This is a genomic window from Rhodospirillales bacterium, assembly GCA_028824295.1.
GTDB lineage: Bacteria > Pseudomonadota > Alphaproteobacteria > TMED109 > TMED109 > VXPW01.
Genome location: JAPPED010000015.1, coordinates 63,191 through 90,166, shown reverse-complemented (window position 1 = coordinate 90,166; position 26,976 = coordinate 63,191). Strand labels below are relative to the sequence as shown.

At 65.5% G+C, this 26,976-nt stretch carries 25 protein-coding genes; 19 read left to right on the top strand and 6 right to left on the bottom strand.

Annotated features, from left to right (window positions below; all coding sequences use genetic code 11):
- Positions 1–59: 59 nt before the first annotated feature.
- The 9 genes from coaBC (at position 60) to OXH60_06850 (ending at position 9,228) form a co-directional block, all read left to right on the top strand.
- Entirely contained in the window at positions 60–1,274 is a 1,215-nt protein-coding gene (gene coaBC / locus OXH60_06890) for a bifunctional phosphopantothenoylcysteine decarboxylase/phosphopantothenate--cysteine ligase CoaBC (protein MDE0711845.1), read from the top strand.
- The gene (dut, locus tag OXH60_06885; protein MDE0711844.1) at positions 1,271–1,750 is read left to right on the top strand and encodes a dUTP diphosphatase; all 480 of its coding nucleotides are present in this window, start codon (positions 1,271–1,273) and stop codon (positions 1,748–1,750) included. The genes coaBC and dut overlap by 4 nt, the downstream gene beginning before the upstream one ends.
- On the top strand, positions 1,747–2,547 hold the full coding sequence (gene moeB, locus OXH60_06880) for a molybdopterin-synthase adenylyltransferase MoeB (protein MDE0711843.1): 801 nt from the start codon (positions 1,747–1,749) through the stop codon (positions 2,545–2,547). Before dut ends, moeB begins: the two co-directional genes overlap by 4 nt.
- On the top strand, positions 2,534–2,950 hold the full coding sequence (locus OXH60_06875; GenBank protein MDE0711842.1) for a DsrE family protein: 417 nt from the start codon (positions 2,534–2,536) through the stop codon (positions 2,948–2,950). Before moeB ends, OXH60_06875 begins: the two co-directional genes overlap by 14 nt.
- A 143-nt stretch (positions 2,951–3,093) precedes the next feature.
- Positions 3,094–4,083, top strand: coding sequence for a glutathione S-transferase family protein (locus tag OXH60_06870; protein ID MDE0711841.1), 990 nt, complete (start codon positions 3,094–3,096; stop codon positions 4,081–4,083).
- A gap of 130 nt (positions 4,084–4,213) precedes the next feature.
- On the top strand, positions 4,214–5,212 hold the full coding sequence (locus OXH60_06865; GenBank protein MDE0711840.1) for a peptidyl-alpha-hydroxyglycine alpha-amidating lyase family protein: 999 nt from the start codon (positions 4,214–4,216) through the stop codon (positions 5,210–5,212).
- Between the two features lie 9 nt (positions 5,213–5,221).
- Positions 5,222–6,706, top strand: coding sequence for a D-aminoacylase (locus OXH60_06860; GenBank protein ID MDE0711839.1), 1,485 nt, complete (start codon positions 5,222–5,224; stop codon positions 6,704–6,706).
- A gap of 3 nt (positions 6,707–6,709) precedes the next feature.
- On the top strand, positions 6,710–8,335 hold the full coding sequence (locus tag OXH60_06855; protein ID MDE0711838.1) for an ABC transporter substrate-binding protein: 1,626 nt from the start codon (positions 6,710–6,712) through the stop codon (positions 8,333–8,335).
- A 413-nt stretch (positions 8,336–8,748) separates the two neighbouring features.
- Positions 8,749–9,228: an SH3 domain-containing protein gene (locus OXH60_06850; protein ID MDE0711837.1), complete on the top strand. Its 480-nt coding sequence runs from the start codon at positions 8,749–8,751 to the stop codon at positions 9,226–9,228.
- Between the two features lie 409 nt (positions 9,229–9,637).
- Here the strand turns inward: OXH60_06850 and OXH60_06845 are convergent, their stop codons facing one another.
- Entirely contained in the window at positions 9,638–10,066 is a 429-nt protein-coding gene (locus OXH60_06845; protein MDE0711836.1) for a transcriptional repressor, read from the bottom strand.
- Between the two features lie 125 nt (positions 10,067–10,191).
- Here OXH60_06845 and OXH60_06840 point away from each other — a divergent pair, with 125 nt between their 5' ends.
- Together OXH60_06840 and OXH60_06835 are read left to right on the top strand one after the other, a co-directional pair.
- On the top strand, positions 10,192–11,487 hold the full coding sequence (locus OXH60_06840) for an MFS transporter (protein MDE0711835.1): 1,296 nt from the start codon (positions 10,192–10,194) through the stop codon (positions 11,485–11,487).
- A gap of 1,357 nt (positions 11,488–12,844) precedes the next feature.
- Complete coding sequence (locus OXH60_06835; GenBank protein ID MDE0711834.1) at positions 12,845–13,066, top strand: helix-turn-helix domain-containing protein; 222 nt, start codon at positions 12,845–12,847, stop codon at positions 13,064–13,066.
- Between the two features lie 362 nt (positions 13,067–13,428).
- On the opposite strand, the gene OXH60_06830 is transcribed toward OXH60_06835, so the two are convergent.
- Entirely contained in the window at positions 13,429–14,745 is a 1,317-nt protein-coding gene (locus OXH60_06830; protein MDE0711833.1) for an MATE family efflux transporter, read from the bottom strand.
- A gap of 133 nt (positions 14,746–14,878) precedes the next feature.
- Complete coding sequence (locus tag OXH60_06825) at positions 14,879–15,847, bottom strand: NADPH:quinone oxidoreductase family protein (protein MDE0711832.1); 969 nt, start codon at positions 15,845–15,847, stop codon at positions 14,879–14,881.
- Positions 15,848–15,919: 72 nt separating this feature from the next.
- Between OXH60_06825 and OXH60_06820 the strand changes: the two genes are divergently transcribed.
- Together OXH60_06820 and OXH60_06815 are read left to right on the top strand one after the other, a co-directional pair.
- Positions 15,920–16,738: a sterol desaturase family protein gene (locus OXH60_06820; protein ID MDE0711831.1), complete on the top strand. Its 819-nt coding sequence runs from the start codon at positions 15,920–15,922 to the stop codon at positions 16,736–16,738.
- Positions 16,735–17,280, top strand: a complete 546-nt coding sequence (locus tag OXH60_06815; protein ID MDE0711830.1) for an NUDIX hydrolase — start codon at positions 16,735–16,737, stop codon at positions 17,278–17,280. The genes OXH60_06820 and OXH60_06815 overlap by 4 nt, the downstream gene beginning before the upstream one ends.
- Positions 17,281–17,282: 2 nt before the next feature.
- On the opposite strand, the gene OXH60_06810 is transcribed toward OXH60_06815, so the two are convergent.
- Genes OXH60_06810 through OXH60_06800 form a run of 3 tightly spaced genes read right to left on the bottom strand, consistent with a single transcriptional unit; the run spans position 17,283 to position 20,468 of the window.
- On the bottom strand, positions 17,283–18,194 hold the full coding sequence (locus tag OXH60_06810; protein MDE0711829.1) for a lauroyl acyltransferase: 912 nt from the start codon (positions 18,192–18,194) through the stop codon (positions 17,283–17,285).
- Positions 18,191–19,177 (bottom strand): tetraacyldisaccharide 4'-kinase, encoded by a 987-nt coding sequence (gene lpxK, locus OXH60_06805; protein MDE0711828.1) that lies wholly within the window; start codon positions 19,175–19,177, stop codon positions 18,191–18,193. The genes OXH60_06810 and lpxK overlap by 4 nt, the downstream gene beginning before the upstream one ends.
- A complete protein-coding gene (locus tag OXH60_06800) occupies positions 19,164–20,468 on the bottom strand; it encodes a 3-deoxy-D-manno-octulosonic acid transferase (protein MDE0711827.1) in 1,305 nt (434 codons plus the stop codon). Before OXH60_06800 ends, lpxK begins: the two co-directional genes overlap by 14 nt.
- Before the next feature lie 286 nt (positions 20,469–20,754).
- On the opposite strand from OXH60_06800, the gene OXH60_06795 reads away from it, so the two are divergent.
- From OXH60_06795 to OXH60_06770, 6 genes are all read left to right on the top strand, one after another.
- The gene (locus OXH60_06795; GenBank protein ID MDE0711826.1) at positions 20,755–21,273 is read left to right on the top strand and encodes a DUF2244 domain-containing protein; all 519 of its coding nucleotides are present in this window, start codon (positions 20,755–20,757) and stop codon (positions 21,271–21,273) included.
- 294 nt (positions 21,274–21,567) lie between these two features.
- Positions 21,568–22,443, top strand: a complete 876-nt coding sequence (locus OXH60_06790; GenBank protein MDE0711825.1) for a branched-chain amino acid ABC transporter permease — start codon at positions 21,568–21,570, stop codon at positions 22,441–22,443.
- A gap of 4 nt (positions 22,444–22,447) precedes the next feature.
- The gene (locus OXH60_06785; protein ID MDE0711824.1) at positions 22,448–23,548 is read left to right on the top strand and encodes a branched-chain amino acid ABC transporter permease; all 1,101 of its coding nucleotides are present in this window, start codon (positions 22,448–22,450) and stop codon (positions 23,546–23,548) included.
- Positions 23,545–24,321, top strand: a complete 777-nt coding sequence (locus OXH60_06780; protein ID MDE0711823.1) for an ABC transporter ATP-binding protein — start codon at positions 23,545–23,547, stop codon at positions 24,319–24,321. Before OXH60_06785 ends, OXH60_06780 begins: the two co-directional genes overlap by 4 nt.
- The gene (locus OXH60_06775; GenBank protein MDE0711822.1) at positions 24,318–25,088 is read left to right on the top strand and encodes an ABC transporter ATP-binding protein; all 771 of its coding nucleotides are present in this window, start codon (positions 24,318–24,320) and stop codon (positions 25,086–25,088) included. Before OXH60_06780 ends, OXH60_06775 begins: the two co-directional genes overlap by 4 nt.
- An 8-nt stretch (positions 25,089–25,096) precedes the next feature.
- Complete coding sequence (locus tag OXH60_06770) at positions 25,097–26,968, top strand: AMP-binding protein (protein ID MDE0711821.1); 1,872 nt, start codon at positions 25,097–25,099, stop codon at positions 26,966–26,968.
- The last annotated feature ends 8 nt before the right edge of the window (positions 26,969–26,976 follow it).

Sequence of the window (26,976 nt, the reverse complement as noted above, 5' to 3'; positions counted from 1 at the left end):
CGCGTCGGAGCCTGACCCGCGCGCTCGGCGGGGCCGCGCCACGCTTGCCCGTTGTGCCCATGACTGAACCGACCCGCATCCTCCTGATCGTGACCGGCGGCATCGCCGCCTACAAGAGTCTCGACCTCGTCCGCCGGCTGCGTGAACGGGGCGCAAGCGTGCGTTCCATCCTCACCCCTGGCGGGAGCGAGATGGTCACGCCGCTGGCTTTGGCAGCCCTCTCGGGCGAGAAGGTCTACCAGGACCTGTTCTCGCTCACCGACGAGAGCGAGATGGGGCACATTCGGCTGGCCCGCGATGCCGACCTGGTGGTCGTCGCGCCGGCGACCGCCGACTTCCTAGCAAGGATGGCGACCGGTCTTGCTGACGACCTCGCGACCACGGTCCTCCTCGCCACCACCGCCCCGGTACTGGTGGCGCCGGCGATGAACGTGCAGATGTGGGCGCATCCCGCGACGCAGCGGAACGTCGACCGGCTGCGCCGAGACGGCATTCACTTCATCGATCCGGGTTCCGGCGATCTCGCCTGCGGCGAGGAAGGGCCAGGCCGCCTGGCCGAACCGGCCGACATCGTTGGCGCCATCGAAACGCTGCTAGCGCAGCCGAAGCCGCTCCACAACATCCGGGCCTTGGTGACCAGCGGTCCCACCATCGAACCCATCGATCCGGTCCGCTACTTCGGCAACCGATCATCCGGCAAACAAGGCCACGCCGTCGCCGGCGCCCTCGCCCGGCGCGGCGCGGAGGTGACGTTGGTGACGGGCCCCAGCGTCCAGCCGCCGCCTCCGGTGGCCTGCCTGACGGAGGTGGAAACCGCAGCGGAAATGCTCGCCGCATGCCGGGAGGCGCTGCCTGCGGACATCGCGGTTTGCGTGGCCGCTGTCGCCGACTGGCGGGTCAAGGCTGTGCAGAAACAGAAGCTGTCGCGCCGCGATGGGGAGCCGCCACGCTACGAGATGGAGGAAAATCCGGACATCCTCGCGCAGCTCTCCCAGACGTCAAACGATCGTCCCCGGCTGGTCGTCGGGTTTGCCGCGGAAACCGAGGACGTCGTCGCCCGCGCCCGCGCCAAGCGTGAACGCAAGCAGTGCGACTGGATCGTCGCCAACGATGTCTCGGACGACAGCAACGTGTTCGGGGGCGACAGCAACACCGTCCACCTCATCACGTCCCAGGCAACCGAAACGTGGCCCCGCCTCAGCAAGGAGGAGGTGGCGGACCGGCTCGCCGAACGCATCGCGGACGCTCTGGTCGAACCGGCAGCCCGTCCATGACGGCCAGCGAGACTTCCCTGACAGTCCGAATCCGCCGACTTCCGCACGCACTCAATGAGCTGCCGGCCAGGATGACCGAAGGGAGTTCCGGCTTCGATCTCCCCGCCGCGATCCCGGAAGCCATGACGCTCGCTCCCGGCGCGACCATCGTGGTCCCGACCGGGCTGACCCTCGAGATCCCCGAGGGGTATGAGGGGCAGGTACGGCCGCGGTCGGGACTGGCACTCCGGCACGGGATCACGGTGCTCAACGGCCCCGGGACAATCGACGCCGATTACCGGGGCGAAGTTGCGGTCATCCTGGTCAACCACGGGCACGAACCGCACGTCATCGAGCGCGGCGCACGGGTTGCGCAGCTCGTGATCCAGCGATTGACCGCAATCCGCTTCGAGGAAGTTCAGCAACTGTCGGCGACCCACCGGGGCTCGGGCGGCTTCGGGTCGACCGGGACCGGCCACGGACAGCCGGCCGCATGACCGCCGAGTTCACCGAAGAACAGATTCAGCGCTATGCCCGCCACATCGTCTTGCCGCAAGTGGGTAGTACCGGACAGCAGCAGTTGCTGGCGGCCAGCGTCCTCGTGGTCGGCGCCGGGGGGCTTGGATCGCCGCTTGTGCTGTACCTCGCGGCGGCTGGCGTCGGGCGCATCGGGATCGTGGACGATGACGCGGTCGACCTATCGAACCTGCAGCGCCAGATCGCCCACCGAACCGAAGACCTAGGCACCCCGAAGGCCGCGAGCGCCGCGGAAGCAGCGCGCAGAATTAACCCCACGATCGCCGTCGAGCCGCACGCCGAGCGTTTTGCGCCGGGCAATGCCGCCGATCTCGTCGCCGCCTACGACGTGATCGCCGACGGCAGCGACAACTTCGCCACCCGTTTTCTGGTGAACGACGCCTGCGTGCTGGCCTCGAAACCGCTGGTGTCGGCCGCGTTATTGCGGTTCGAGGCCCAGCTCGCCACCTGGAAAGGCTACGCAGCAGAGCATCCGTGCTACCGCTGCCTCTTTCCGGAGCCGCCCCCGGCGGGAACGGTGCCGACCTGCGCACAGGGTGGCGTGTTCGGCGCTCTCGCCGGGCAGGCCGGATCCTTTCAGGCCATCGAGGTCATCAAGGAAATTCTGGGGATTGGCACCAGCCTTGCCGGCTGGCTGGTTCTCATCGACGCCCTGGACGGCGAGTCCCGAAAGGTCCGGGTCCGGCCGGACCCGGACTGCCCCGTATGCGGCACCAGACCCACGATCACCGATCTCGCGGTCCATGCAACGGCCTGAGCGTTCCCTGATCTGCATCGTGCACTCTGGCGACTACGAACGCGTCCGGTTCGTCCTCGCGACGGCCGCCGCGGCCGCCGCCGCGGACCGCGACGTCACGCTGTTCTTTACGATGGATGCGTGCGTGGCGCTGCAGCGGGACAGCGGCTGGCAGGGCCTGCAGTCGGCCGGCGGCAGCGCGCTTGACGCCGACACGAAGCTGCGGGACAGGGGCGTCGGCGGATTCACCGAACTGCTGGGCGCATGCCGGGAACTGGGGGTCAGATTGATCGCCTGCGAGATGGGTCTGCGTGCGAGCGACCTTTCGAGGGACCGGCTGGACCCGGACCTCGACATTGAGATCGGTGGCCTCTTCTCACTGTTGTCCGGCGACGGTGCGGACGCGCAACTGCTGTTCGCCTAGGGATTCCGCTGCCCGGTCAAGTTCCGATCACCAGGACGCCAACATGTTTCGCCCAGCCCCGGGGTCCCGGCGACGCGCCGTGGGACGATGGCTGCCCAGGGGACACCGCCAGGTCGGGGGAAGCCATCGGATAGGGAGCGGGAATGGGATATCTGGCAAACGGCGTCTGGCGGAACCAGCCGCCCGATTCGACAGCAACGGACGGCAGCTTCCAACGTCAGGACGCAGGCTTCCGGAACTGGATCACCGCCGACGGGGCGCCGGGGCCCACCGGTGAGGGCGGCTTCCAGGCCGAGAGCGGACGGTATCACCTGTACGTTTCGCTCGCCTGTCCCTGGGCGCACCGGACATTGATCTTCCGGAAGCTGAAAGGCCTGGAGGAGCACGTCTCGGTCGACGTCGTGCATCCGCTGATGAAGGAGCATGGCTGGGTCCTGTCGGATGGCTACCCGGGGGCAACCGGCGACACCGTCCTCGGCAAGCAGTTTCTGCACCAGGTCTACATGGCGGCCGCGCCCGGTGTGACCGCGCATGCGACGGTGCCGGTGCTATGGGACAGGGAACGGGAAACGATCGTCTCCAACGAAAGCTCGGAAATCATCCGGATGTTCAACAGCGCCTTCAATGCGATCACCGGTGACCGACGGGACTTCTACCCGGCCGAGCTGCGCCCGGAGGTCGATGCCGTCAACGCCTCGGTGTACGACAACGTCAACAACGGCGTGTACAAGGCGGGCTTTGCGACCACGCAGGCAGCGTACGACACCGCTGTCCGAAACGTGTTCGCGGAACTCGATCGGCTGGAGAACCGCCTGTCGGGGCAGCGTTACCTGACCGGCGACACCGTCACCGAAGCCGACTGGAGGCTGTTCCCCTCGCTTGTTCGTTTCGACCCGGTCTACGTCGGACACTTCAAGTGCAACATCCGGCGCCTGGTCGACTATCCCACGTTGTGGGCCTACACGCGCGAACTCCATCAGTGGCCAGGAGTAGCCGCCACGGTGGACATGGACCACATCCGGCGCCACTACCACGCCAGTCACGAGTCGATTAACCCGCACGGGATCGTACCAGCGGGCCCGGACATCCGCTTCGACGCGCCGCACGGCCGGGACCACCTGACGGTGAGCTGATCCCACTCGCGGCCGGCGGCCGTTCATGGCGCGCCGGCGGGCTTGCGGCCGTCGCGAATGCGCGCATGCCCTGTCGCGGAAGCCTTCGTTATGCTCGCCCAATCAGCTGCACGGGGAAGCGGGAGCCGACATGGCCATTGGCCCACACAAACTCGAATACGAGGTGCTTGAAGGCTGGGAACAGCTGCCTGAAAACTGGTCCTTTGTCGAGGTCGCTGGCGTCGCCGTCGACTCGCGGGACCGTGTGTACGTATTCAACCGCGGCGCGCATCCGGTCATCGTCTTCGACAAGGAAGGCAAGTTCCTGAACGCCTGGGGAGAGGGCGTGTTCTCGAGCGCCCACGGGATCTTCATCGACCACAATGATCACGTCTGGTGCGCCGACAACTTCGACCACACGGTGCGAAAGTTCACTACGGACGGAGCGCTGCTGATGACGCTGGGCGAGGTGAACCGGCCCGCGGACACCGGGTTTGTGCTCGGCGAAACGCCGGTCCAGCACGCCGGCGGCCCCTTTAACATGGTGACCAACGTGGCGGTCACGCGCTCGGGCGACCTATTCATCGCCGACGGTTACGGCAACGCGCGAGTACATCACTTTACCGGCGACGGTGATCTCGTGGCATCCTGGGGCGGGCCCGGCAGCGCCGAAGGCCAATTCAACCTCCCGCACGGAATCGCAGTAGACCGGTCAGGACGTGTGTTTGTTGCCGATCGCGAAAACTCACGAATCCAGATCTTTTCTCCGACCGGCGACTACCTGGACAGCTGGAACTGGGTGAACCGGCCCGACGACCTGTTTCTGGATGAACAGGAAAACCTTTACATCGCCGAACTGGGCTGGGCCATGCCAGTGCCCACCCAACCCCACTTCCCCTTCATGCAGCATCCACCGACCGGCCATTCGCCAATCGCGAGGGTTACGGTCTGCGATCTTGACGGCAACATTCAGGCCCAGCTCGGCGGCCCGGACGCGCTACTGCCCGGCAACTTCATCGTCCCGCACGGTATCTGGGCCGATTCACGCGGGGACATGTACGTCGGCGAGGTCGTCAAGGCATCCGGGGCGATCGAGCACTTCGCACCGCTCACCTGCCATGCATTCCAGAAATTTGTCCGGGCTGGCTAGTCGGGGACCATGACCACGGTACCGAAACCGGACCTGGTGATCCGCAACGCCAGCATCATCGACGGCTCGGGAGCGGCGGCTCGCTCCGGCGACATCGCGATCACGGGTGACCGGGTGTCGGCAATCGGGGCCCTTGCCCATCTGTCGGGCGCATCGGAACTGGACGTCGGCGGGCGAGCCGTGGCGCCGGGTTTCATCGACGTGCACACGCACGACGACCGTGCGGTCCTGAGCGACCCGAACATGACCTGCAAGGTGAGCCAGGGTGTCACCACCGTCGTCACCGGGAACTGCGGGATCAGTCTGGCGCCCCTCGCGCCCGCCGCCCCCCCACCTCCGCCATCAGACCTGATCGGCGACCGGCCCGAACACTATTTCGCTGACTTCGGCGACTACCTGTCAGCACTGGATCGCGATCCGCCGGCCGTCAACGTCGTTGCCCAGGTCGGCCACTCGACGCTGCGGATTGGCGCGATGGACGGGCTCGATCGCGCGGCCACTCCAAGCGAGATCGCACGGATGCGGGGGCGGCTGGAGGACTCGCTGGCGGCCGGCGCCGTCGGCATGAGCACAGGGCTGTTCTATCCACCGGCAAACGCGGCGCCAACGGAAGAGGTCGTGGAGCTCGCAGCGGCGCTGGCTCCGGCGGGGGCCATCCATTCCACGCACATGCGGGACGAAACCGCCCACGTTCTCGAATCGCTCGATGAGACCTTTGAAATCGGTCGGCGAGCAGAAGTCCCGGTGGTAATTTCCCACCACAAGTGCGCCGGTACACCCAACCATGGGCGGACGCTCGAAAGCCTTCCCAAAATCGACGCGGCCCGGGAATCGCAGCCGGTTGCCCTCGATGTCTACCCGTACGTGGCGGGCTCGACCGTGCTGAACCCGCACCGAATGATGAACGCCAGCCGGGTGATCGTGACCTGGTCGAAGTCGGTCCCGGAGGCAGCCGGGCGCGACCTGTCGGAGATTGCCGCCGCCTGGGGGTGCACCGAGACCGCCGCTGCCGAGAGGCTTCAGCCAGCCGGCGCAATCTACTTCATCATGGACGAGGCGGACGTCCAGCGCGTGCTGACCTACCCGCACGCCATGATCGGGTCAGACGGATTGCCGCACGACCAGCATCCGCATCCGCGCCTGTGGGGCACGTTTCCTCGTGTGCTTGGCCACTACGCGCGTGACGTGGGCCTCTTCCCCCTGGAAGAGGCCGTGCGCCGCATGACGGGCCTGTCCGCCGCCCAGTTCGGTCTGACCGACCGCGGGGTCCTGCGGGCGGGAGCGTATGCCGACCTCGTCGTGTTCGACCCGCGAACCGTGGCCGACTGCTCCACGTGGGAGGAACCCACCCGGCCCGCTGCCGGCATCGAGCTGGTCATGGTGAACGGCCGGGCGGTCTGGCAGGCGGGCGCCGGCACCGGGGCGCGGCCCGGTCGGGCGCTTCGGCTTCAGGAACTGGGCCCCAAGGGACGCGACCGGGAGATACCGGTCTAGAGGATGGCCACGGCGAACGACAGCCCGATGGCGCCACGCCTGATCGTACGGGCCGCTTTCGCTGGCATCGTCTCCGGCCTGCTGCTGCTCGGCATGTCGCCGGCGTCACCCGCACAATCAGAGTCGATCCTGCGGATCGTCCCGCATGCCGACCTGAAGAACATCGATCCGATCTGGACAACCGCGTACATCACGCGCAACCACGGCTACATGGTCTACGACACCCTGTTCGCTCTGGATGAGAACCTCGAAGTCCAGCCGCAGATGGTAGATCGCTGGTCCGTCAGCGAAGACGGCCTGATCTGGCGGTTCGTGCTTCGCGCCGGGCTTCGGTGGCATGACGGTACGCCGGTGACCGCAGCCGACTGCGTCGCGTCGATCCAGCGCTGGAGCGCACGCGACGGCATGGGCCAGAAGCTCGCCGACGCGACGCGGGAGCTTCGGGTTGTCGATGCCGAGACCTTTGAGCTGGAGCTGAGCGCACCGTATGGCCTCGTGCTCGAATCACTTGGCAAGATCAGCTCCAACGTGCCGTTCATGATGCCTGAGCGCCACGCCTTGACGGATCCGTTTGAGCAGATTCCGGACACGCTGGGCTCCGGGCCGTTCATTTTCGTGAAGGACGAATGGATCCCGGGAGCCAGGGTGGTCTATGTCCGTAATCCGGACTACGTGCCCCGCGCCGAGCCTTCGAGCTTCGCAGCGGGCGCCAAGCGCGCCAGGGTCGATCGGGTCGAGTGGCACTACATCCCGGATTCAGCCACGGCAATGAATGCGCTGATGGCGGGTGAGGTCGACTATTTCGAACTGCCGCCGCACGACTTGCTGCCGATCCTGGAGGCGGCGGCGGGGGTTGTCGTCGAGAACCTGGACCCACTTGGGGTCCAGGGCTGGCTGCGGATGAACCATCTGCATCCGCCGTTCGACGACCCGCGCGTTCGTGAAGCCGTCCTGTGGCTCATCGACCAGGAACACTACATGCGCGCGGCGGTCGGAAACCCGGCCTACTACCAAACCTGCCCGGCGATGCTGGCGTGCGGCACGCCCTTCGAGTCGACTGTAGGTAGCGACGCGCTTGTGGGTCACGATATCGACAAGGCTAGGGAGCTGATTGCCGCCGCCGGCTATGACGGTGCGGCGGTGACGATCCTGCAGCCCACCGATATAGCCATTCTCAACAGCGCGTCCCTGGTCACGGCGCAGGCGCTGCGTGATGCCGGCTTCGTGGTCGATCTCCAGGCCATGGACTGGAGTACGTTGACTTCCCGTCGCCCCATCGCCGATCCGCCGTCGCAGGGTGGCTGGAACCTGTTCCATACCTGGGCGCTCGCCGTGGACGTCGCCAACCCGGTCGCCAACATCGCGATTTCCGGAGGCTGCCGCGAACGGGCCTGGTTCGGATGGCCGTGCGACGGGGAGATCGAACGCCTGCGCGACACGTTTGCCCGCACGTCCGACCCCGACAGCCGGAAGACACTGGCCCAGGCGATCCAGGCTCGGGCCTTCGAGGTTGTCACACATGGGCTGTACGGACAGTGGTCAAACCCGGTCGCGTACCGCGATTCGTTGCGCGGGCTCATCAAGTCCCCGGTCCAGTTTTTCTGGAACATCGAGAAAGTGGAGCCTTGATTCTCCTCCGGCGGCGACGGCCTGCATGCATTGCGCCTCGCGTGCCGTTCTCGTCACAAACAGAGAAGACGCGGAGAGACTGACCGCGCCTACAATCGGTGTCCGGGACCGACGCTCAGGTTTTCTCCTGCTTGTCCTGAGTTGCCCGTAGACTCCCGCCGTGAATTCGGTTCCGCAACGTGCCACACCGAGCAGAACATCGAAGAACGATGCCGGATGGGCGGCCACAAGACCTCTGAATTCATGTAAATGGAATTCATGGAGAATCGTCCGACGAACCCGATCACGAATGATCAGGCCGGCGACTTCCCGGCGGCGACATCTTTGGTTGCGGGCTGCCCTGCTTCGCCCAATTTCGGACCGAGGCAGGCGGCGGAACATGATGTCTGGGCCCGCCGCCCCGGAATGGACCCGTGAGCCGCGCGGCCATTCCTCTGCTCGTGGGTGCAATGCTCCTGCATCTTGTCCCCACGGCACCAATCGCTCACGCTCAGGAAGTCGTTCCGACCTGGGGCAGCATCGCCGCCAGCCGCGCACACCTGCGGGCCGGACCCGGTAAGCGTTTCCCGATCGAATGGGTGTTCACCGCGCCAAGCCTGCCGGTCTTGATCACGGATCGACACGGGAACTGGCGTGCGGTCACCCTGCCCAACGGGGATTCCGGCTGGATGCATCACAGCCTGCTGTCACGGCGGCGAACTGCCCAAGTCGAGAAAAATACGGTGCTGCGGCGACGTCCGAGCGAAAACAGCGCAGTGCTTGCCGAGGTCAGGGTCGGCGCCGTCGTCGACCTCCTTGACACCTGTGGAGCCACCTGGTGCCGGGTCACCGCCGGAGAATGGAAGGGCTACATCGCGCGGACCGCCCTGTGGGGACCTACGGATCCCGAGTGACGTCCCCGCTGCGGGCTGCCCGGGTGGCTTTCGACATTAGCGCCAAGTGCCGATACTCGGGGCGCCCGCCGATTTCCATCCTCACGGTTTCATCGAATCCACCTAGACAATTGCGGATCCTGTGGCGCCGCACTTCGGCCTCCAACGCCGAATCGGCCCTGTATGTCGGACCGTCGAGCCCAAGCGGGTCCCGAACTGGCCCGCCGGAGGCCGCCTTCCATCCTCATACCCCCATTGCTGCACCGGAGAGCGGTCGCCACAGGTCCTCCGGCGGACGCCGCAATTCAGCTGCCGAGCGTGTCCAACGTAGCCTGGAACCGTGCGGTGTGGCGGCGTCGGACTGGCGGGGATATGGAAACCGCCTGTACGGGTGTCGGTGGTGTCACGAAGACCGAGTACGGGCTGCGCTTCAACGGATGCTGCGATCCTCCTCCAGCCGCACCAGCACGTGGACTCCAGCCACCCGCATTCCGGCGGGTGGCTCCGGCACCCCGGCGACGCAAATGTCCTCCTCCGGAATGTCCTCGAGTTCGCCGCTTCTCTGGTGCAGGAAATGATGATGAGAATCGGTGTTGGTATCAAACCAGTTGCATGCTGAATCGACGGTTATTTCGCGCAGCAGTCCGGCTCGGGCAAAGCAATGCAGGGTGTTGTAGACCGTGCCGGTTGCGACCGGTGTTCCGGCCTGCTCGGCTTCGTGACGCAGGACCTCGGCGGTAACGTGTCGGTTCCCGCCTGAGAACAATATTCGCGCCAGTTGCAGACGCTGTCGCGTCAGGCGGACACCGGCCGCACGCAACCGATGTCGCAGGTCCAGATCCATCTGCGATCTCGACATGGCAGACTCCTCATTGCTCTCGTAGTCGGCGTCGCTCGGCCTCCGCAAGCCAGCACTTGCTCCAAGAATACCAGCTAGTGTGATACCGGATTGAACACCGCTCTCGAGCTTCTGGATTCCAGTACGTGCCACAGACCTCACCCGCCACCACACGGGCAAGCATCGCTGGCTGGTGCCTGTACGATTGGGCGAATTCGCCGTTCGCCGCGATCATTCTGACGTTCGTCATCCCGGCCTACTTCGCGAGTGCAATCCTCTCCGACGACGCCGCTGCGCAAGCCGAATGGGGCTTCATGGTCGGAACTGCGTCTTTCGTGGTGGCAGTGCTGAGCCCCGTTCTTGGCGCTGTCGCCGATCGGACAGGACGACGGAAAGCCTGGATCGCCTTCTGCGCCGCCGTCATGATCGTTGCGACCGGACTCCTGTGGTGGGGCAAGCCGGGGCCCGAATCGGCAGCCTGGATCCTGTGGTGGTCCGGCGTCGGCTTGGTGGCCTTCGAACTCGGGCTGGTGTTCTACAACGCTCTGCTGCCTGGCCTGGGGCCCCGCGATCGCCTTGGTCGGATCTCGGGTACCGCCTGGGCAACCGGCTACATGGGCGGCATGGCTTGCCTGGCGCTGGCACTTTTCGGAATTGTCCTTGCAGACCCTCCACCGCTCGGCCTCGATCCGCAACAGGGTGAGCACGTCCGCATTACGGGACCACTCGTTGCCATCTGGATGGGACTCTTCTGCTTGCCCCTGTTTCTCTGGACACGAGATGTCCCTGCAGGTCGCATGGCGGTACCGGCGGCCATCCGGACGGGGCTCGGGAAGCTCTACCGAGATCTCTCGGGCATGTTGGTGGATCCGGAACGGCGGGTGGTCGGCCGTTACCTCGTGGCCCGCATGGTCTACACCGACGGAATCAATACCGTGTTCGCCTTCGGCGGCATCTACGCTGCCGCTGTCATCGGGATGACCGTCAGCGAAGTCGTCCAATTTGCGATCCTGATCAACATCACTGCGGGTATCGGCGCCTTTGTGTTCGGTCGGGTGGACGATCGACTGGGCGCGAAACCGACGATTCTGATCGGACTTGCGGCAATCGTCGTCCTCAGTACATGCATGCTGTTCATCAGCACCCAACTCCTGTTCTTTGCCGTCGGGGCGGTTCTGGGGATCTTCTTCGGTCCTGTCCAGTCGGCGAGCCGGTCCCTGATGGCTCGCCTGGTACCGGTCGGAGAAGAAGCCGAGGCCTTTGGTCTGTACGCGCTGTCGGGCAAGGTCACCGCATTCGTGGGGCCTTGGCTGGTCGGTGTCGTCACACTCGCCACGGACAGCGAGCGGTGGGGCTTGGCCACGGTGATACCGTTCCTGATCGTCGGCGCGCTTCTGTTGCTGCGGGTACCGGACCCTTCGCGCGGCGCATCGTCCGCCTAACCGAGACGCGCCGGAGCGCGGGGACGGACAGGCGGTCGGTAGCCCGGTCAAACGCCGACCAAGAGACCCGGGGCGGCATTGATGGCCCGTGACGCCTGCGCGGGATTCAGAATTGCCGCTGCGGCCGTCATGCGGTGTGGCCGGACTCGCTCCGCTCCTCCGATCAGCAAACGGGTAGACGAGTCGCGACGGCACGACGGTCCCGTTTGCGTTCCCTCCGCAGGGTTGTCATGCAGCTCCTTGCGGCCCCGGAACCGACTGACGCGCCATCCGGTCACCGGCGTCCGCCGATCTCACTCCTGAAACCGCACACGTCGTCTGTGCGTACACGAGTAAAGGGGCGCGCCCAGTTCCCGGGTTGGTCGCATCGGGGGCGGTTGGTGGGGTTCTGCTACGTCGACGGGTCAGGAAGCACGATGACCCAGCACCCAACCCGCTGGGTGCGCAACCGGTGCCGCCGACTCAAAAGGAGCTACAGGTCGGCACGGTGCAAACAGAAATCAGAATTGAACGCGATCTAATTTAGAAAGCCTATAAGATCGCAAGCAAGTTAAGAATAAATCCAGCTCGATTGGTGCGCAGCCATGAATTGAACGATTACGCATCCGTTATCAAGTTGAACCGGAAGTGAACACTCATTACGAAACAATTTGTTTTATGGTACGAATGTATGTATCGCTTTGAAGCGGTCCGGTCCGGTTCACCGCCGCCTCCTACGCCCCAGTACCCCGCTGGTCAGCGCGGTCCTACCCAGTCACCGACAGGCATCACCTAACATCCGGAAAATTCCGGGCTTTTTTCTCATATCTAGTCGCGCTTTCTCGCATGTTCTCGCGTTTTTGTCGTCATGACTAGTCAATTAAATAACAAAAGTTATTGTCAAACGAGGTTAATCCAACTACTTGTGGCAACAATGAATTGGGAGAAGACACTCCGTTTCGCTATCAACGCATTCATCCGACGACGCGGCATGACGCGCACGGCGTTCGGCGAGGCAGCAGTGGGCGATCCGTCGTTCGTCGCTGACTTGGAACTCGGGCGGTCACCGCAGCTCAACACCGCCGACAGAGTGTTGGAATACATGGGTCTTGAGCCCATGGGCCCTACGTTTCGACGCGAGGTCGAGGCTTTTCTGTCAGTCACCCGGGTCAAGTCATCGGAGTTTGGTCGAGGCGTAACCGGTAGTCCTTCCTTCGTCACACAGCTTCGCCACGGTGCGTCGCCCCGTCTCGCAACGGTAGACAAGGCACGCGCGTGGATGAGAAAGCACTCAAATGACGCGGAACGTCGGGCGGTTCGCGCTGCATCGTCCGGACAGGAGTCGAAGCCGCAAGGTGCAGCCAATGGAGGTCACGGCATGACGGACAACCCCCACCAGTATATGAGCACGCGCGAGGTGGCGGCTCTACTGGGCCTTTCCCCGCGCACGCTGGACCGTTACCGCGTGAGTGGAGACGGCCCAGAGTTTCACAAGTTTGGCAACCGGGTGCGCTATCTGCGTGCCGACGTCGAAGCGTGGGCCTCCAAGCGACGGCGGCGTTCGACTTCCGACGACGGCCTGTCCCAAGAGACTACGTGATCGGAGCCGCCGTTCACCGGACACACCATGCAACTAGACGCTCGGGCCCGCCGAGCTTGTCTTTCATGTCTTCGCCACGCATTCAGCAACGTACGGCACTGCTCTCGAGTGCCGAAATCACTGTCCACAAGGTTGCCGCCACCCGGTCTTGTGCTGCGCGCATGCGGCCAAGCGCCTCCTCGCACACCTAAGCCCCCGTCGCCTCCTTAACGGGATCGTGTCCCCCGCCGGGGGAACAGACGGACACTCGCTGCTCCAGATCGCCGCCGCCGACGTACGCTTCTGAATGTCCTAACAGGTCTTTACGGTCTCCATCGCATTCGGCGCTACGGCCTGGCCCCGGGTTCGCGGGCCCGCGATTGTCAGTTGCGTAGCGTCCGCTCCAGCGCCGGGTACGCTGCGCCAAGCGTCACTGCCCGAGCCACCATGAACACCAGGTAAGCGGCCCAAAGCCCGTGATTGGCGTACAGCGGCACAAGAACTGCCATCGCCACGAAGAACGTGGCACCGCTGATTGCCATGCCCACGAGCATGGCCCGCGTTCGGGTCGCCCCGATGAAGATGCCGTCCAGCTGGAAACTCCAGACCGAAACGATCGGCAGCACGATTGACCAAGGCAGATAGGTGCTCGCCATTTGGCGTACTTCCGGGAGGTTCGAGATCATGCCTACGATCTGATTTCCGAACAGCGCGTACCCGGCCACATAGCACCCCGAGACCAACACTGCCCATCGGCTGGTCGCGGCCACTGCCGCCCGAAACGCTCGCCGGTCGCGCCGTCCGACGGCGCCGCCCACCAGAGCTTCGGCGGCATGTGCGAAACCGTCGAGCCCGTAGGCGACAAAGGTCTGGAGCAGCATCAGGATGCCGTTCGCAGCCAAGACCAGCTCGCCCATGCGGGCGCCCACGGCCGTGAACGACGTGATCGTGCAAACCGCGATCAGTGTCCGCAGGAAAATGTCAGTGTTGACCGAAGCAATCCGTCGAAAGGCCTGCAGATCCCGAACGGCCGCCAGTCGAAACGGAGCCCCTCGCTTGGCCGCAAGGCGGGCGGTCAGCGCGATGCTGATCCCGGAGCCGCTCAGCTCAGCGATCACCGTCGCCCATGCGACGCCGACCAGCCCCCATCCCAAGACGACTCCCAGCAACAGGTCGAGCGCCACGTTGAGCAGATTGATAAATACCTGGAGGGCCAAGACGAGGTCTGCCCGCTGCACCCCGAGGAGCCAGCCGGCGGCCACAAAGTTCACCAACGTCGCGGGAGCCGACCAGATACGGATGCCTATGTACGTGTCGGCCAGCGGGGCGACTGCCTCCGAAGGCCCAACGACCAGCAGCCCGAGCCAGCGGATGGGCATCGACAGGATCAGCATCCCGCAGCCGATCACCACGGCCATCGCGTAGGCGCGAACGCCGGCGCCGGCCAATCCCTGAAAGTCGCCGGCCCCGTGCGCCTGAGCCGCAAAACCCGTCGTTCCCATGCGGACAAATGCAAATGTCCAGAACAGGAACGAGAACACCGTGGCGCCCACGGCCACCGCGCCAATGTCCGCAACGCTGATACGGCCCACGACAGCGGTGTCCACCATGCCAACCAATGGCACCGTGAGATTGGACAGAATCATCGGCACGGCCAGCCGCCACATCGGCAGGTCCCGCGGCAACGGCCGCGACGTCATCGAGGCGCGACCCCGCTGACCGACGTCTCGGTCAGTAATCGTGGTTCAAACACGTCCGTGCCCTACGCACCATGGCTGTCGGGATCGATTATCTGATCCCCGGGCCGAGCCGCCGGGCTGCAGCGAGTGCGGCTCAACGCCGACAATCAAGCACGACCTTGCCGCTGACAGCCCGCGACAAGAGCAGTTCGATCGCATGCGCCGCTTTGTCGAGGGGCAACACGGTCGCCACCCTGGGGCGCAGGCGTCCCTCGCCATACCACTCGCCGAGGCGCGCGAACGATTTTCCCACCCGCTGCGGCTCGCGTGCAGCAACTTCACCCCAGTAGAGACCGTGAACCGCGGCGTTCTGCAGGAGCAATCGGTTGGCGGGAAATGTCGGAATTCGGCCGGCGGTAAACCCCACGGTCACCATCCTGCCGTCCCACGCAAGTCGCCGTAGGGCATCGTCGCCGGCATCTCCTCCCACGGTGTCCAGCACCACATCGACGCCGCCGGGCGCCAGGTCCGGCAACCGTGTCCGCACCCGGTCGGTCCGGTAATTGATGCCTGCCGTCGCGCCGTGTTCGCGGCAGATTGCCAGCTTCTCATCATTGCCGGCGGCCGCGATGACCTGCGCACCCATCGCCGCGGCAATTTCCACGCCCGCCAGCCCCACACCGCCGGCCGCCCCGAGCACCAGGCACGTTTCGCCGGCCGCCAGCGCCGCCTTCCAGGAAAGCGCGCCGTGCGCGGTTCCGTAGGCGACCGGGAACGCGGCGCCCGTCGTGAAATCCATTCCCACCGGCAGCGGGTACGTGTTTTCCTCGGGCATCACCACCTCGTCGGCAAAACCCCCGTAACGCATGACGCCGAGTACGCGCTCTCCAACGGTGCGAGCCCGGACTCCGGCACCTATCTCCCGCACAACGCCAGCGATCTCGAGGCCGGGGGCGAAGGGTGGCCGCGGGCGCACCTGGTATCGGCCGCGCAGCAACAAGGAGTCCGCGAAATTGACTCCAGCCGCGTACACGTCGATCCGGACGGACTCCGGCTCGAGCGCCGGACTTGGCCCCTCCTCGAGGCACAGGACCTCGGGGCCGCCCAGTGCTGAGACCACCATGCTTCGCATCGCTAATTCCCGGAAACGGACAGCCCCTTATACTGGAATGCGCATGACCGGGGACATACCGCGTTGGAATTTCTGATCCTGTACGAAGATCAGGTGCGCCTCTTTTCCTTCGCCGGCGTACTTGCCGTCATGGCGCTTCTGGAGAAACTGTTTCCGCGGCGGCAGCGCCGTGCACCGACGGCCAAGAGGTGGGGGGTGAACCTGGCGCTGACCGCCATCAACACAGTGACACTCCGCCTGCTCTTTCCGCTGCTCGCGGTCGAGTGGGCAGCCATGATGACCACCCACGAGATCGGCCTCGCACCGATCCTCGGCGTTCCCTACTGGGCCGCGTGCCTGGTCGGCATTGCTCTGCTGGACCTGGTCATCTACGCCCAGCACGCAGCCTTCCACCACGTCCCGTTTCTGTGGCGCTTTCACCGAGTCCATCATGCCGATCTCGAGGTCGATGTGACCACCGGAGTCCGGTTTCATCCCGGTGAAATCGTGTTGTCCATGTTGATCAAGTTCGCCACCATTGCCTTGCTTGGCGTGCCGCCAGCGGCCGTCGTGGCCTTCGAGGTGCTGCTGAACGCCACTTCCCTCTTCCACCATGCGAACCTGGCTCTGCCCCAGGCCGTCGACCGGGTACTCCGACTGGTGATCGTGACCCCCGACGTGCATAGGGTGCACCACTCGACGATCCGGGCCGAAACCGATTCGAATTTCGGGTTCAGCGTCACCTGGTGGGACCGGTTGTTCGGCACGTTCCGCGCCGAACCCATCGCCGGTCACACCGGCATGGAAATCGGGCTTGCGGAGTATCGCGTGCCGGCGCAACAGGGGCTCCTGTGGGTGTGCGCTCTTCCGGCCTATCAGAATCCTCCTCCGGCCGGCCGGTGAGCGACGCACCGCTTCGTGGTCCTGTCGTCCGCATGGTGCCGGAGGGTGACAACCGCGAACGAAACGTCTGTACCGACTGCGGATTCATCCACTATATGAATCCGCGGATCGTGGTGGGAGCGGTCGTTCAATACGACGAGCAGGTGCTGTTGTGCCGACGCGCCATTCCACCCCGTACGGGTTTCTGGACCATGCCGGCGGGCTACTTGGAAACCGGCGAAACCGCGGCGGCGGGCGCCAGGCGGGAGGCCGAGGAGGAAGCCGGAGCGGTCATCGCGATCGAACGGCCGTTGGGCATCTATTCGCTACCCCGCATCTCGCTCATCCAGCTCATCTTTGCCGCTCAGCTCATGGATCCCAATATTGCGCCGGGAGCCGAGAGCCTCGAGGTCCGACTGTTTTCCTGGAGCGAAGTGCCGTGGGACGATCTCGCCTTCCCGTCCGTCCGATGGGCTCTCGAGGACTGGAGACATGGGCGTACCACGGGAACAGCAGCTGCCGCATTCGGCCCGTTTGACCGCGTCGACCTGACCCAGGGTTAGAATCAGGCTGGCCAGCGCCGGTGAATCCAGAGCCATTGTTCGGGGCAGTCGCGGATCCAATTGCTGTACCGCTCGTTGAGCGACCGGAGCAGGGCCAGCCTGCGTTCCCGACGCGTCCCGCGCTCAGCAGGCGTCGGGAGGGCCGGCTCGATGGTCACCCGGAAAGCCGCGCCGCCAGTCCGCTGAACGCGTAGCGGGAAGACTGGAAGACCGGCCCGCAGGGCCAGCGATGCGGCCACCGGCGCCGTCCCAGCCGGGACTCCGAGAAAGTCGACCAACGGCCCCTCGGTGAGCTTCTGGTCGTTGACGACACCGACCGAGCGGCCCCGACGCAGCGCATCGAGCAGGGCCCTACCTGCGTGGCGTTTGCGGACAAACTCAGCGTCTTCCAGCCGGTAGCTCTGGATGACGTCGTCCGCCCAGGGATTGTCCGCCTGTCGATAGACGTAGGTCATCGGCATCCCTGCCCGGGTGAGCACCAGCGCCCCAATTTCCCAGTTCGCGAGATGGGCGCTCGCAAATACCGCGCATTGGCCACGTGCGCGGAGCCCCTCGATCACCTCCAGACCCTCCAGTTGAAACCGCGGAGTTCCATCTGGAAGGGGCGCAATTTGGGGGCGGAACGGGTCCAGCCGGTGCAGATGGGGAAACTCGAATACCAGCCGACCCAAGTTGTCCCACATGCCAGACAGCACGCGGTCGCGTCCCGCCGCATCCAGTTCCGGCAGGATACGACGAAGATTGCCCTCCGCCGTTGCGTGCAGCGGAATACGCGGTCCCAGCGCCCGGAGCACTCGGCTTCCCAGGGCGGAGGCCCGGTCGATGTCGAGGGCGCGGGATGCCGCCATTGCGGAATGCAGACCGATCGCCTCCGCGGCGTGGCGGATTCGCCGGAGCGGGGAGCGGCGCCTCATCCCGGCTCCCTGGTGCCGACCACCCGCGCCAGGAGTTCATCCAGCGCGCCGCCGTCGTCGAAGCGCAAGCGCACTTCCGCCACCATCACCCGTGCTGCGAACTCCGCGGGCAGGCGCACCTCATCCTTCGTTGTCGTCACCGGCACCGCGGCTGACTCCCTGGCCGCTGCCAGCACCCGCTCCAGATCGCGCGTGCGGTATCGATGGTGATCGGGAAACGGCCGGGTCCCGACGACGTCGGCACCGAGCTCCCGCAGCGACCGGAAGAACTTCTCGGGACGCCCGATTCCGGCGAACGCGAAGACACGCCGCCGCCGCAGGGCGTCGAGGCCCGGCGCGGGCCGCATGGAAGCCCGGATACAGGGCAACGTGGCGGGCAGGGCCGCGCTCACGTTCACCGTATCCTCGCCGATCACGACGGCAGCGTGGGCGCGCCGAAAGCCGTCGTCGGGCGACTCCCGCAGAGGGCCGGCCGGCAGGGTGCGGCCGTTCCCGACACCGAGCCCGCCGTCGAATACCAGGAGGGCCAAGTCCTTGGCCAGCGACGGGTCCTGAAAGCCGTCGTCCAAGACCAAGCAGTCGGCGCCGGCCGCAGCGATCGCCGCGCCGCCGGCCGCCCGATCCCGAGCCACCCAGGTCGGTGCGGTGCGCGCGGCCACCAAAGCCTCGTCGCCGACGTCGCTGACGGTGTGCTGGTGCGGATCCACCCGAATCGGGCCCTTGAGGCGGCCGCGGTATCCGTGGGACAGGATGTGGACCTCGATGCCTGAGTTTCGAAGTCGCTCGGCCAACGCCAGCACGACCGGTGTCTTGCCGCTTCCGCCAAGCACCAGGTTGCCGACGCAGAGGACCGGCACCCCACAGGACCGCGGTCGCCCGCGGCGCTGGCGCCGCCGTGCTCCCCATGTCCAGAAGGCTGCCAGGGGCGTGAGGGCACGCACCGCGACACTGTCCCGGCGGGCCCAGAAATCAGGTGCGCGCATGCGCCACCTTGGCCGCCGCAATCATGGGTCCGAGCAGCTCGGTCACCTGTGTGGTGACGCCGCGCGCCCGGGCCGCTACCTGTCTCGCCGCGGCGGCCATGTGCTTGGCCGCCGCCGGTTGTTCGAGAAGGTGCGATAGCGCGGCGGCCAGCGTGTCGGCATCCAGCACCTCTGTCGCTGCGCCCGCCTGCTTGAGTTCCGCGGCAACATCGACAACGTTCGCGATGTCAGGCCCGTGCAAGATGGCGCAATCCAGTTGCGCGGGCTCGAGCAGGTTGTGACCTCCCCTGGACGCGAGCGTGCCGCCGACCAGCGCGACGGGCACCAGCCGATAGAAGAGCCCGGTCTCTCCCAGCGTGTCGGCAACGTAGACGTTCGCATCACCCGGCAGCACCCCAAGACTCCGGCGGCGGACCGTCAGTCCACGTTTCCGCACGTCGGCCTCGATCGTACTGCCCCGGTCGGGATGGCGCGGCAACAAGATGGTCAGCAGGTCCGGCCAGCGCGACGAAAGCCGGGCGTGCGCGGCCAGGGCAATGGTCTCCTCGCCAGGATGCGTGCTGGCCGCCAGCCAGAGCGGGCGCTGCCCCAGATCGTTCTGCAGGGCCGCCAGCGACGCCGGATCCGAATCCGGGACGCCCGCGTCGGCCTTCAGATTGAAAGGGCCCTGAACGTGGGCCACACCAAGGTCCGCGAGGCGCTTCCGGTCGACCGTTGTCTGGGCGATCACGGGATCAAACCCGTCCAGCAGCTGTCGGAGCGCTCCGCCCAGCCAACGCCATCGTGTCGCAGAACGAGCGGACAGGCGTGCCTGCACGATCGCCCGGGGGATGCGCCGTTGGATGAGCGCACTGAGCGTTTCCGGCCAGATCTCCGATTCCACGCGTAGCGCGCAGTCCGGTCGCCAATGGTTAAGGAATCGGCCCATGGCCGCACGTCGGTCTAGGGGAGCAAACTGGTGGCAGGCCCGGGGCGGGAGCGCCTGCGCCATGGCACGGGCGGACGTCACGGTCACCGTGGTCAGCAGCACGTCCATCCCGTGCTCTTCCACCAGGCGGCGGATGATCGGTTCCACCGATCGCGCCTCGCCCAGGCTTGCCGCGTGCACCCAGCACAGCGGGCCCTGTGGGCGCGGCACGGACGGGTAGCCGAGCCGCTCGCCGAGGCGGTCGGGATCTTCGCGCCCGCGCCGGACGCGCGCGCGTAAAACCGGCCCCAACACGGGAGTCGCGGCCGCCCAAGCCATCCGGCTGGCAAGCAGGACCGCCGATGCGCCGGTGAATGTCACCATTTGCGAGGACCTACAAGGGGAAACGGGAAGGATCAACCAGCGAAACCGCAGGACAGTACGGAAGCCCAGGGCGAAAAGTGACCGGGTCCGCTGCCCCGAATGGCCTCGGCCCCGACCCGCCAGCTGCCGGATCGACCGGCAGCCATCGTACAGCTGCGCGGTACGCACCGGCTCTCGACGACATGGCGGAGGACAACCGCACGCGCCTCCGCCTTTCCGCAGCGGTCCCGACCGGAAGTTCCGGCAAGTCGCTGCCCCAGCACGAAAACTCTCCTATTCTTCTGTCATGGCACCGGTCCAAACACTTGCCGCCTGCGAGCGAACGGTCCTCCTCGACACCGTGCTCCTGCCGCACCGATCGCTCGGACCGACCGGCTTCCGTCTGCTCATGGGCACTGTCGCAGCGTCCTGCCTCACCATTGGAATCGTCTTCGCCTCGCTGGGGGCGTGGCCCGTCTTCGCGTTTCTCGGGCTCGACATGCTCCTTGTCTACATGGCATTCCGGTGGAGTTACCGGAGCGCGCGCGAACGTGAGCGGATACGACTTGACACGGAGGCACTCCAGATCGTGCAAACGCGCGCGGACGGCCGGGCCCGGTCCTGGACGTTTCAGCCGCATTGGCTTCGGATCGACTTCGACGATACCGGCGACCGCGCCGACCAGCTTCGGCTCTCCTCGCACGGCCGCAGCCTCGTGATCGGCGCATTCCTAGCCCCCGAGGAGCGTGCCAAGTGCGCAGAACTCCTCCGCGATGGTATCCGGCGTTGGCGGGCACTGCCGCCGAGTGTCGTCTCCCCGTCTTAGAACACCCCCGACAATATCCGCCTTCGGATACCCCGGAAACTATCCCGCACCGGGACCTTGATACGCGGCACCGGCCCTCGGGGCGCATGGCGCCCGACGGACGCAGCATCGGCCGGGGACCGCGCCAAGTTGTACGGATCACCGCCGACACCGGCGATACGTGACCTCGACAGCCGCGCCGGCGCTTCGACCCTGGCCACCCGACCAGGCCCGCAGTTGACCACACACTGCTGCCAGTGAAACTGTCAGGGGCGCACTCATGTCAATCGGCCGACGTGCTATCGGAGCGGGCGCTTGGAAGATCTTCAGCTCATGGTAGGCGGTCTTGCCAACGGCTGCGTCTATGGCCTGATCGCCCTTGGCTTCGTGCTGATCTACAAAGCCACCGAGCAGGTCAATTTTGCGCAGGGCGACATGATGATGCTCGGCGCCTTCATTGCCATCGGACTGGGCAACGAATCCCACGGCGGCCTGCCGTTCTGGCTGGCCTGCGTCGGTGCCATCCTGATCATGGCCGCGTTCGGCATGGCGGTCGAGCGGACCCTTCTTCGCCCCCTGTTCGGCCAGTCACAGATCGCCGTCGTCATCCTCACGATTGCGTTCGGTTTCGTGCTGCGGTTCGTCGCTGGCGCCATCTGGGGCCACGATCCACTGGTCATGGACCATCCGGTCGCAGGCACCCACGTTGCGTTTGGTGAAGTCGTCCTGAGTGCCGACGAAATCGCGGTGATCGCTGTCACCGTTCTGCTGACCGGCCTGTTGTACCTGTTCTTCAGCCGCACCAAACTTGGCGTTGCCATGCAGGCGGCAAGCCAGAACCAGCTGGCCGCCTATTACATGGGCATCCCCGTCAAGCGGGTCCATGGATTGACCTGGATGCTGGCCGGCGCGACCGCCGCCGTCGCAGGAATCCTGTTTGCCGCCAAGGGTTCGGTGGACCCGAGCGCCGGACTGCTTGGCATCAAGGCGTTTGCCGCGGCGGTCATCGGAGGGTTCGGGTCGCTGCCAGGAGCATTGCTGGGCGGCCTGATCATCGGCCTCGTGGAACCCTTCGCCGCTCGATACGTCGCGGCCGGTTATGCGCAGATCGCGCCCTATGCCGTCCTCCTCCTCGTGCTGATCTTCCGTCCGCACGGTCTGTTTGCTCAGGTCAGAGGCAAGAAGCTCTGAAGCGATGCGCGTTCCCTTCAAGACCAGCTACAACCACGACATCCGGCTGTTCGCCGACGGCTATCAGGCCTGTCGCTATGCCGCTCTCGTCGCGCTCGCCGTCGGGCTGCCGTTCGTGCTGGACGACTTCCTCATCGGGGAGGTCACGGGCGTCCTCATCTGGGCCGTCGCCGGCATGGGCCTCATGCTGCTGACGGGGCACGCCGGGCAGGTGAGCCTCGGCCACGCCGCATTTCTCGCCGTCGGCTGTTACGCCCATGCCATCCTGATGGACCGCTTCGGACTTCCGTTTCTGGCCTCGTTCGCGCTGGCCGGTGTCCTCACCGGGATTGTCGGCGTGCTGATCGCCATTCCCGTGTTCCGGCTTCACGGCATCTACCTCGCCATCGCGACGCTTGCCCTATCGATGCTGGTCGAGGACTTCATTGTCCTGGCCGAGCCGTGGACGGGAGGGGTGATTGGCCTGACCGCGCCGACCATCACTATCGCCGGGATAGACGTGGACCGGTTCAGTTCCCCGGACCGATTCTACTGGCTGTGCCTTTCGATCGTGCTCATGATCACGCTTGGATACCGCAACATCCTCCGCGCGCCGCTCGGCAGAGCTTTTCTCGCGATCCGCGATTCAGAGGTGTCTGCCCAAGCGATGGGAGTCCGACTGGCATGGACGAAAGCGGCTGCGTTCGGGCTGTCCTGCCTGATCACTGGCTGGGCCGGAGCCCTCCTCGGGCATTTCTTCTACACCTTCAACCACGAGGTCTTCACGGTGGTGGTCTCGATCCAGCTGCTGCTCATGATCGTCATTGGCGGGATCGGTTCGCTTCATGGCGCCTTCTACGGAGCTCTCGTGGTGGGGGTGATCCCCCAGGCCATCAATATCGGTCGGGACTGGATCACGGAGGCCATCGGTACCGGCGGGGTCGCGATTCCCGGGCTCGAGACCGGGGTGTTCGGCCTGATCCTGGTCCTCTTCATCCTCTTCGAGCCGCAGGGTGTCCACGGCAGGATCACCAAGTGGCGGATCTACTTCGAGCTGTTTCCGTTCTACCGCCGTGACCTGTTCCGTCGCCAGCGGTCGTATCTGAAAACGGAGCGCGTCCGGTGAGCCTGCTCGACGTGCGCGACGTTACCATCCGTTTCGGGGGTGTCACGGCGCTCACCAACGTCTCGTTCAGCGTCGAGCCCGGCGAGATCTTCGCCATCGTGGGGCCGAACGGAGCGGGCAAGTCGACGCTCTTCAACCTGATCTCCCGCTTTTGCGAGCCGGACTCCGGGGATGTGCGGCTAGACGGAGCCAGCCTTCTGAACCGGCGCCCGGCTGACATCGCCCCGCTTGGCATTGCCCGCACATTTCAGAACATCGACCTGTTCGAAACGTCGACCGTGTTGCAGAACCTGCTGATCGGCCGCCATACCCACCGCCGGGCTTCGTTCGTGTCGCAAGCGATTTTCAGCCCGGCAGCCCGGCGGGAGGAAATCGCGCATCGCGAAGCGGTCGAGCGGGTCATCGATTTCCTGGATCTGCACGCTTCCCGCGAACAGCGAATCGCCGGCCTCCCGTACGGCACCCGCAAGGTGGTGGAAGTCGGCCGGGCACTCGCCATGGAGCCCCGGATCGTCCTGCTGGACGAGCCGGCATCCGGGCTGTCCGCGGAAGAATCGCGGGACATGCAGTTCTGGATCAGTGATATCCGTGCGGAGCTCGGCATCACCATCCTCATGGTCGAGCATGACATGGGGCTGGTTTCCGCAGTGTCAGACCGGGTGCTGGTGCTGGCCGAAGGCCGGGTGATCGCACTTGGTACCCCTGCGGAGGTGCAGTCGCATCCGGAAGTCCTGCATGCGTTCCTGGGGCTCGACCGGAGCCCCGCGACATGAGCGGCGCCCTCCTCCAGGTCCGCAACCTGGAGAGCTACTACGGGCCCGTGCTGGCCATCCGCGGCATCAGTCTCGACGTGCGGGAGGGGACCATTGTGACCGTGCTCGGCGCCAACGGCGCCGGCAAGACCACCCTTCTGAAAACGATTTCGGGCGTGCTGAACCCGGAAAAAGGAGCAGTGCAATTTGCCGGTGAAGCCATCGCTCACAAGGAGCCCGACGCGATCGTGCGGCGCGGTATCGTGCACGTACCTGAAGGGCGCGAGATCTTTCCGTTGCTGACCGTGGCCCAAAATCTCGAGATGGGCGCGTACTCCCGCGCGGACAGCGGCATCGCCGCGGATATCAGCAGGGTCCTCGACTATTTTCCGATCCTTCAGGAACGGTTGGCGCAGCCTGCCGGCACGCTGTCGGGCGGCCAGCAGCAGATGCTCGCCGTCGCGCGCGGGCTGATGGCGCGCCCGAAGCTGATGCTCCTCGACGAGCCGTCCCTGGGTCTTTCGCCCCTACTCGTGCGCGGCATCTTCACCGTCATCCGACGCCTCAACCAGGAACGCGGAATCAGCGTGCTGCTCGTGGAGCAAAACGCCAAGCTGGCGCTCGAAGTCGCGGATTTCGGCTACGTGATGGAGACCGGCCGCATCGTGCTGGATGGCCCCACGGAGGCCCTCAAGGAAAGTCGGGACATCCAGGAGTTCTACCTTGGCGGCCACCAGAACAGCGTGCGTGGCGACCGACGCTGGAAACGCCGGAAGTCCTGGAGGTGAGATCCCCCGTGTTAACCCTGCCACCGGAAGCCGGCCAGGCGGTCCACGCCGATCACGCCGCGCCCTGTGCCCCGTACCTGATCGACGGGTGCGACACGGTGCCAAAGGTGTTCCTGCACCGCTGCCGGACCTTGGAGGAACGGATCGCCCACCGGGAAAAGACGCTGGGAATCTGGCGGAGCCATACCTGGGCGCGGTTCCTCGACGCCGCTCGGGCAATCGGCATGGGGCTCGCGTCGCTGGGCCTCAAGCGAGGCGACGTGGTCTCCGTTCTCTCCGAAGACAACAAGGAATGGCTGTATGCCGATCTCGGGGTCCAGTGCATGGGCGGGATCACGAACGGCATCTATCCGACGGACAGCGCCGAGCAGGTGGCGTTCCTGCTCGCCGATTCGAAGAGCCGGTTCCTGATCGTCGAGAACGACGAGCAGCTCGACAAGTTTCTCGAGATCCGCGACCGCGTCCCGAACGTGCTCACGTGCATCGTGGTCGAGCGGGACGGATTGCGCGGCTTCGTTGACGAATCCGTGATGTTTCTCGACGAGCTGTACGAGCTGGGCGCCCGCGCCCACTCCGCGGACCCAGGGCGCTTCGAACGCGAAATCGCCGCGTCGCGTCCCGATGACACCGCCATTCTGATTTACACCTCTGGAACGACCGGACAGCCGAAGGGAGCGATGATCTCCCACGAGAACATCGTCTTTTCCGTGCAGTCGGGCCTCCGCATGCTCCCCGTCGAGGATGGGGACGAGCAGTTGTGCTTTCTGCCGCTCTGCCACGTGCTCGAACGTCTGCTGTCCGCCTTCGTGCCGCTGGCCGCGAAATCGGTGGTCAACTTCGCCGAGAGTCCCGACACCGTCTTCGACAACCTGCGCGAGATCTCGCCATCGTTCTTCACCGCGGTGCCGCGGCTCTGGGAAAAGATCTATTCGCGCGTCATGCTGCTGAACGAAGAGGCAACGCCGCTCGGCCGGTGGGCGTTCGGTCGGGCGGTTGCCTGCGGCATGCAGCGGGCCGAATTCCGGATGACGGGCCGCCGGGTGCCGGACTGGCTTGAGGCGCGCTACCGGCTCTGGGATTGGCTGGTGCTGGCCAACCTGCGCCGGATGATCGGACTTGACCGCGCGCGTCGCGTCGCGACGGGAGCCGCCCCCATCTCGCCGGACCTGGTGAAGTGGTACTGGGCGATCGGGCTGGTCATGCTCGAGGGCTACGGGCAGACCGAGAGCTCGGGCGTGCTCTCGGTCAACCTGCCGGACCGCAACGAGACCGGCTCGATCGGCGTTGCGGTCCCGGGCGTGGAAATGCGGATCGCGGAAGACGGCGAGATCGTGGCCAAGGGGCCCCTCGTGTTTCAGGGGTACTGGAACAACCCGGAGAAGACCGCGGAGACCATTCGTGACGGATGGTTGCACACGGGCGACGTGGGGCGGGTCGACAACCGGGGATTCTTCTGGATCACCGGGCGCATCAAGGACATCATCATCACGGCCGGGGGGAAGAACATCACGCCAGCGACGATGGAGAACCAGATGAAATTCTCTCCGTACATCGCTGATGCTGTCGTGGTCGGCGATCGCCGGAAGTACCTCACGGCGCTGATCATGATTGATCAGGAAAATGTGGAACGCTTCGCGCAGGAGCGCCGCGTGCCGTTCTCGGATTTCGCTTCACTGTGCGCTGCGGAACCCGTGCAGACATTGATCCGTACGGAAGTCGAAACCGTCAATAACCAGTTCGCGCGGGTCGAGCAGGTGAAGGACTTCCGCCTGATCGACTGCCTGCTCACGGCTGAAGACGATGAGCTGACACCCACCATGAAGCTTCGCCGCGACTTCGTGCAGCGCAAGCACGAGGCGTTGATCGCGGAAATGTACTGACTTCGTCA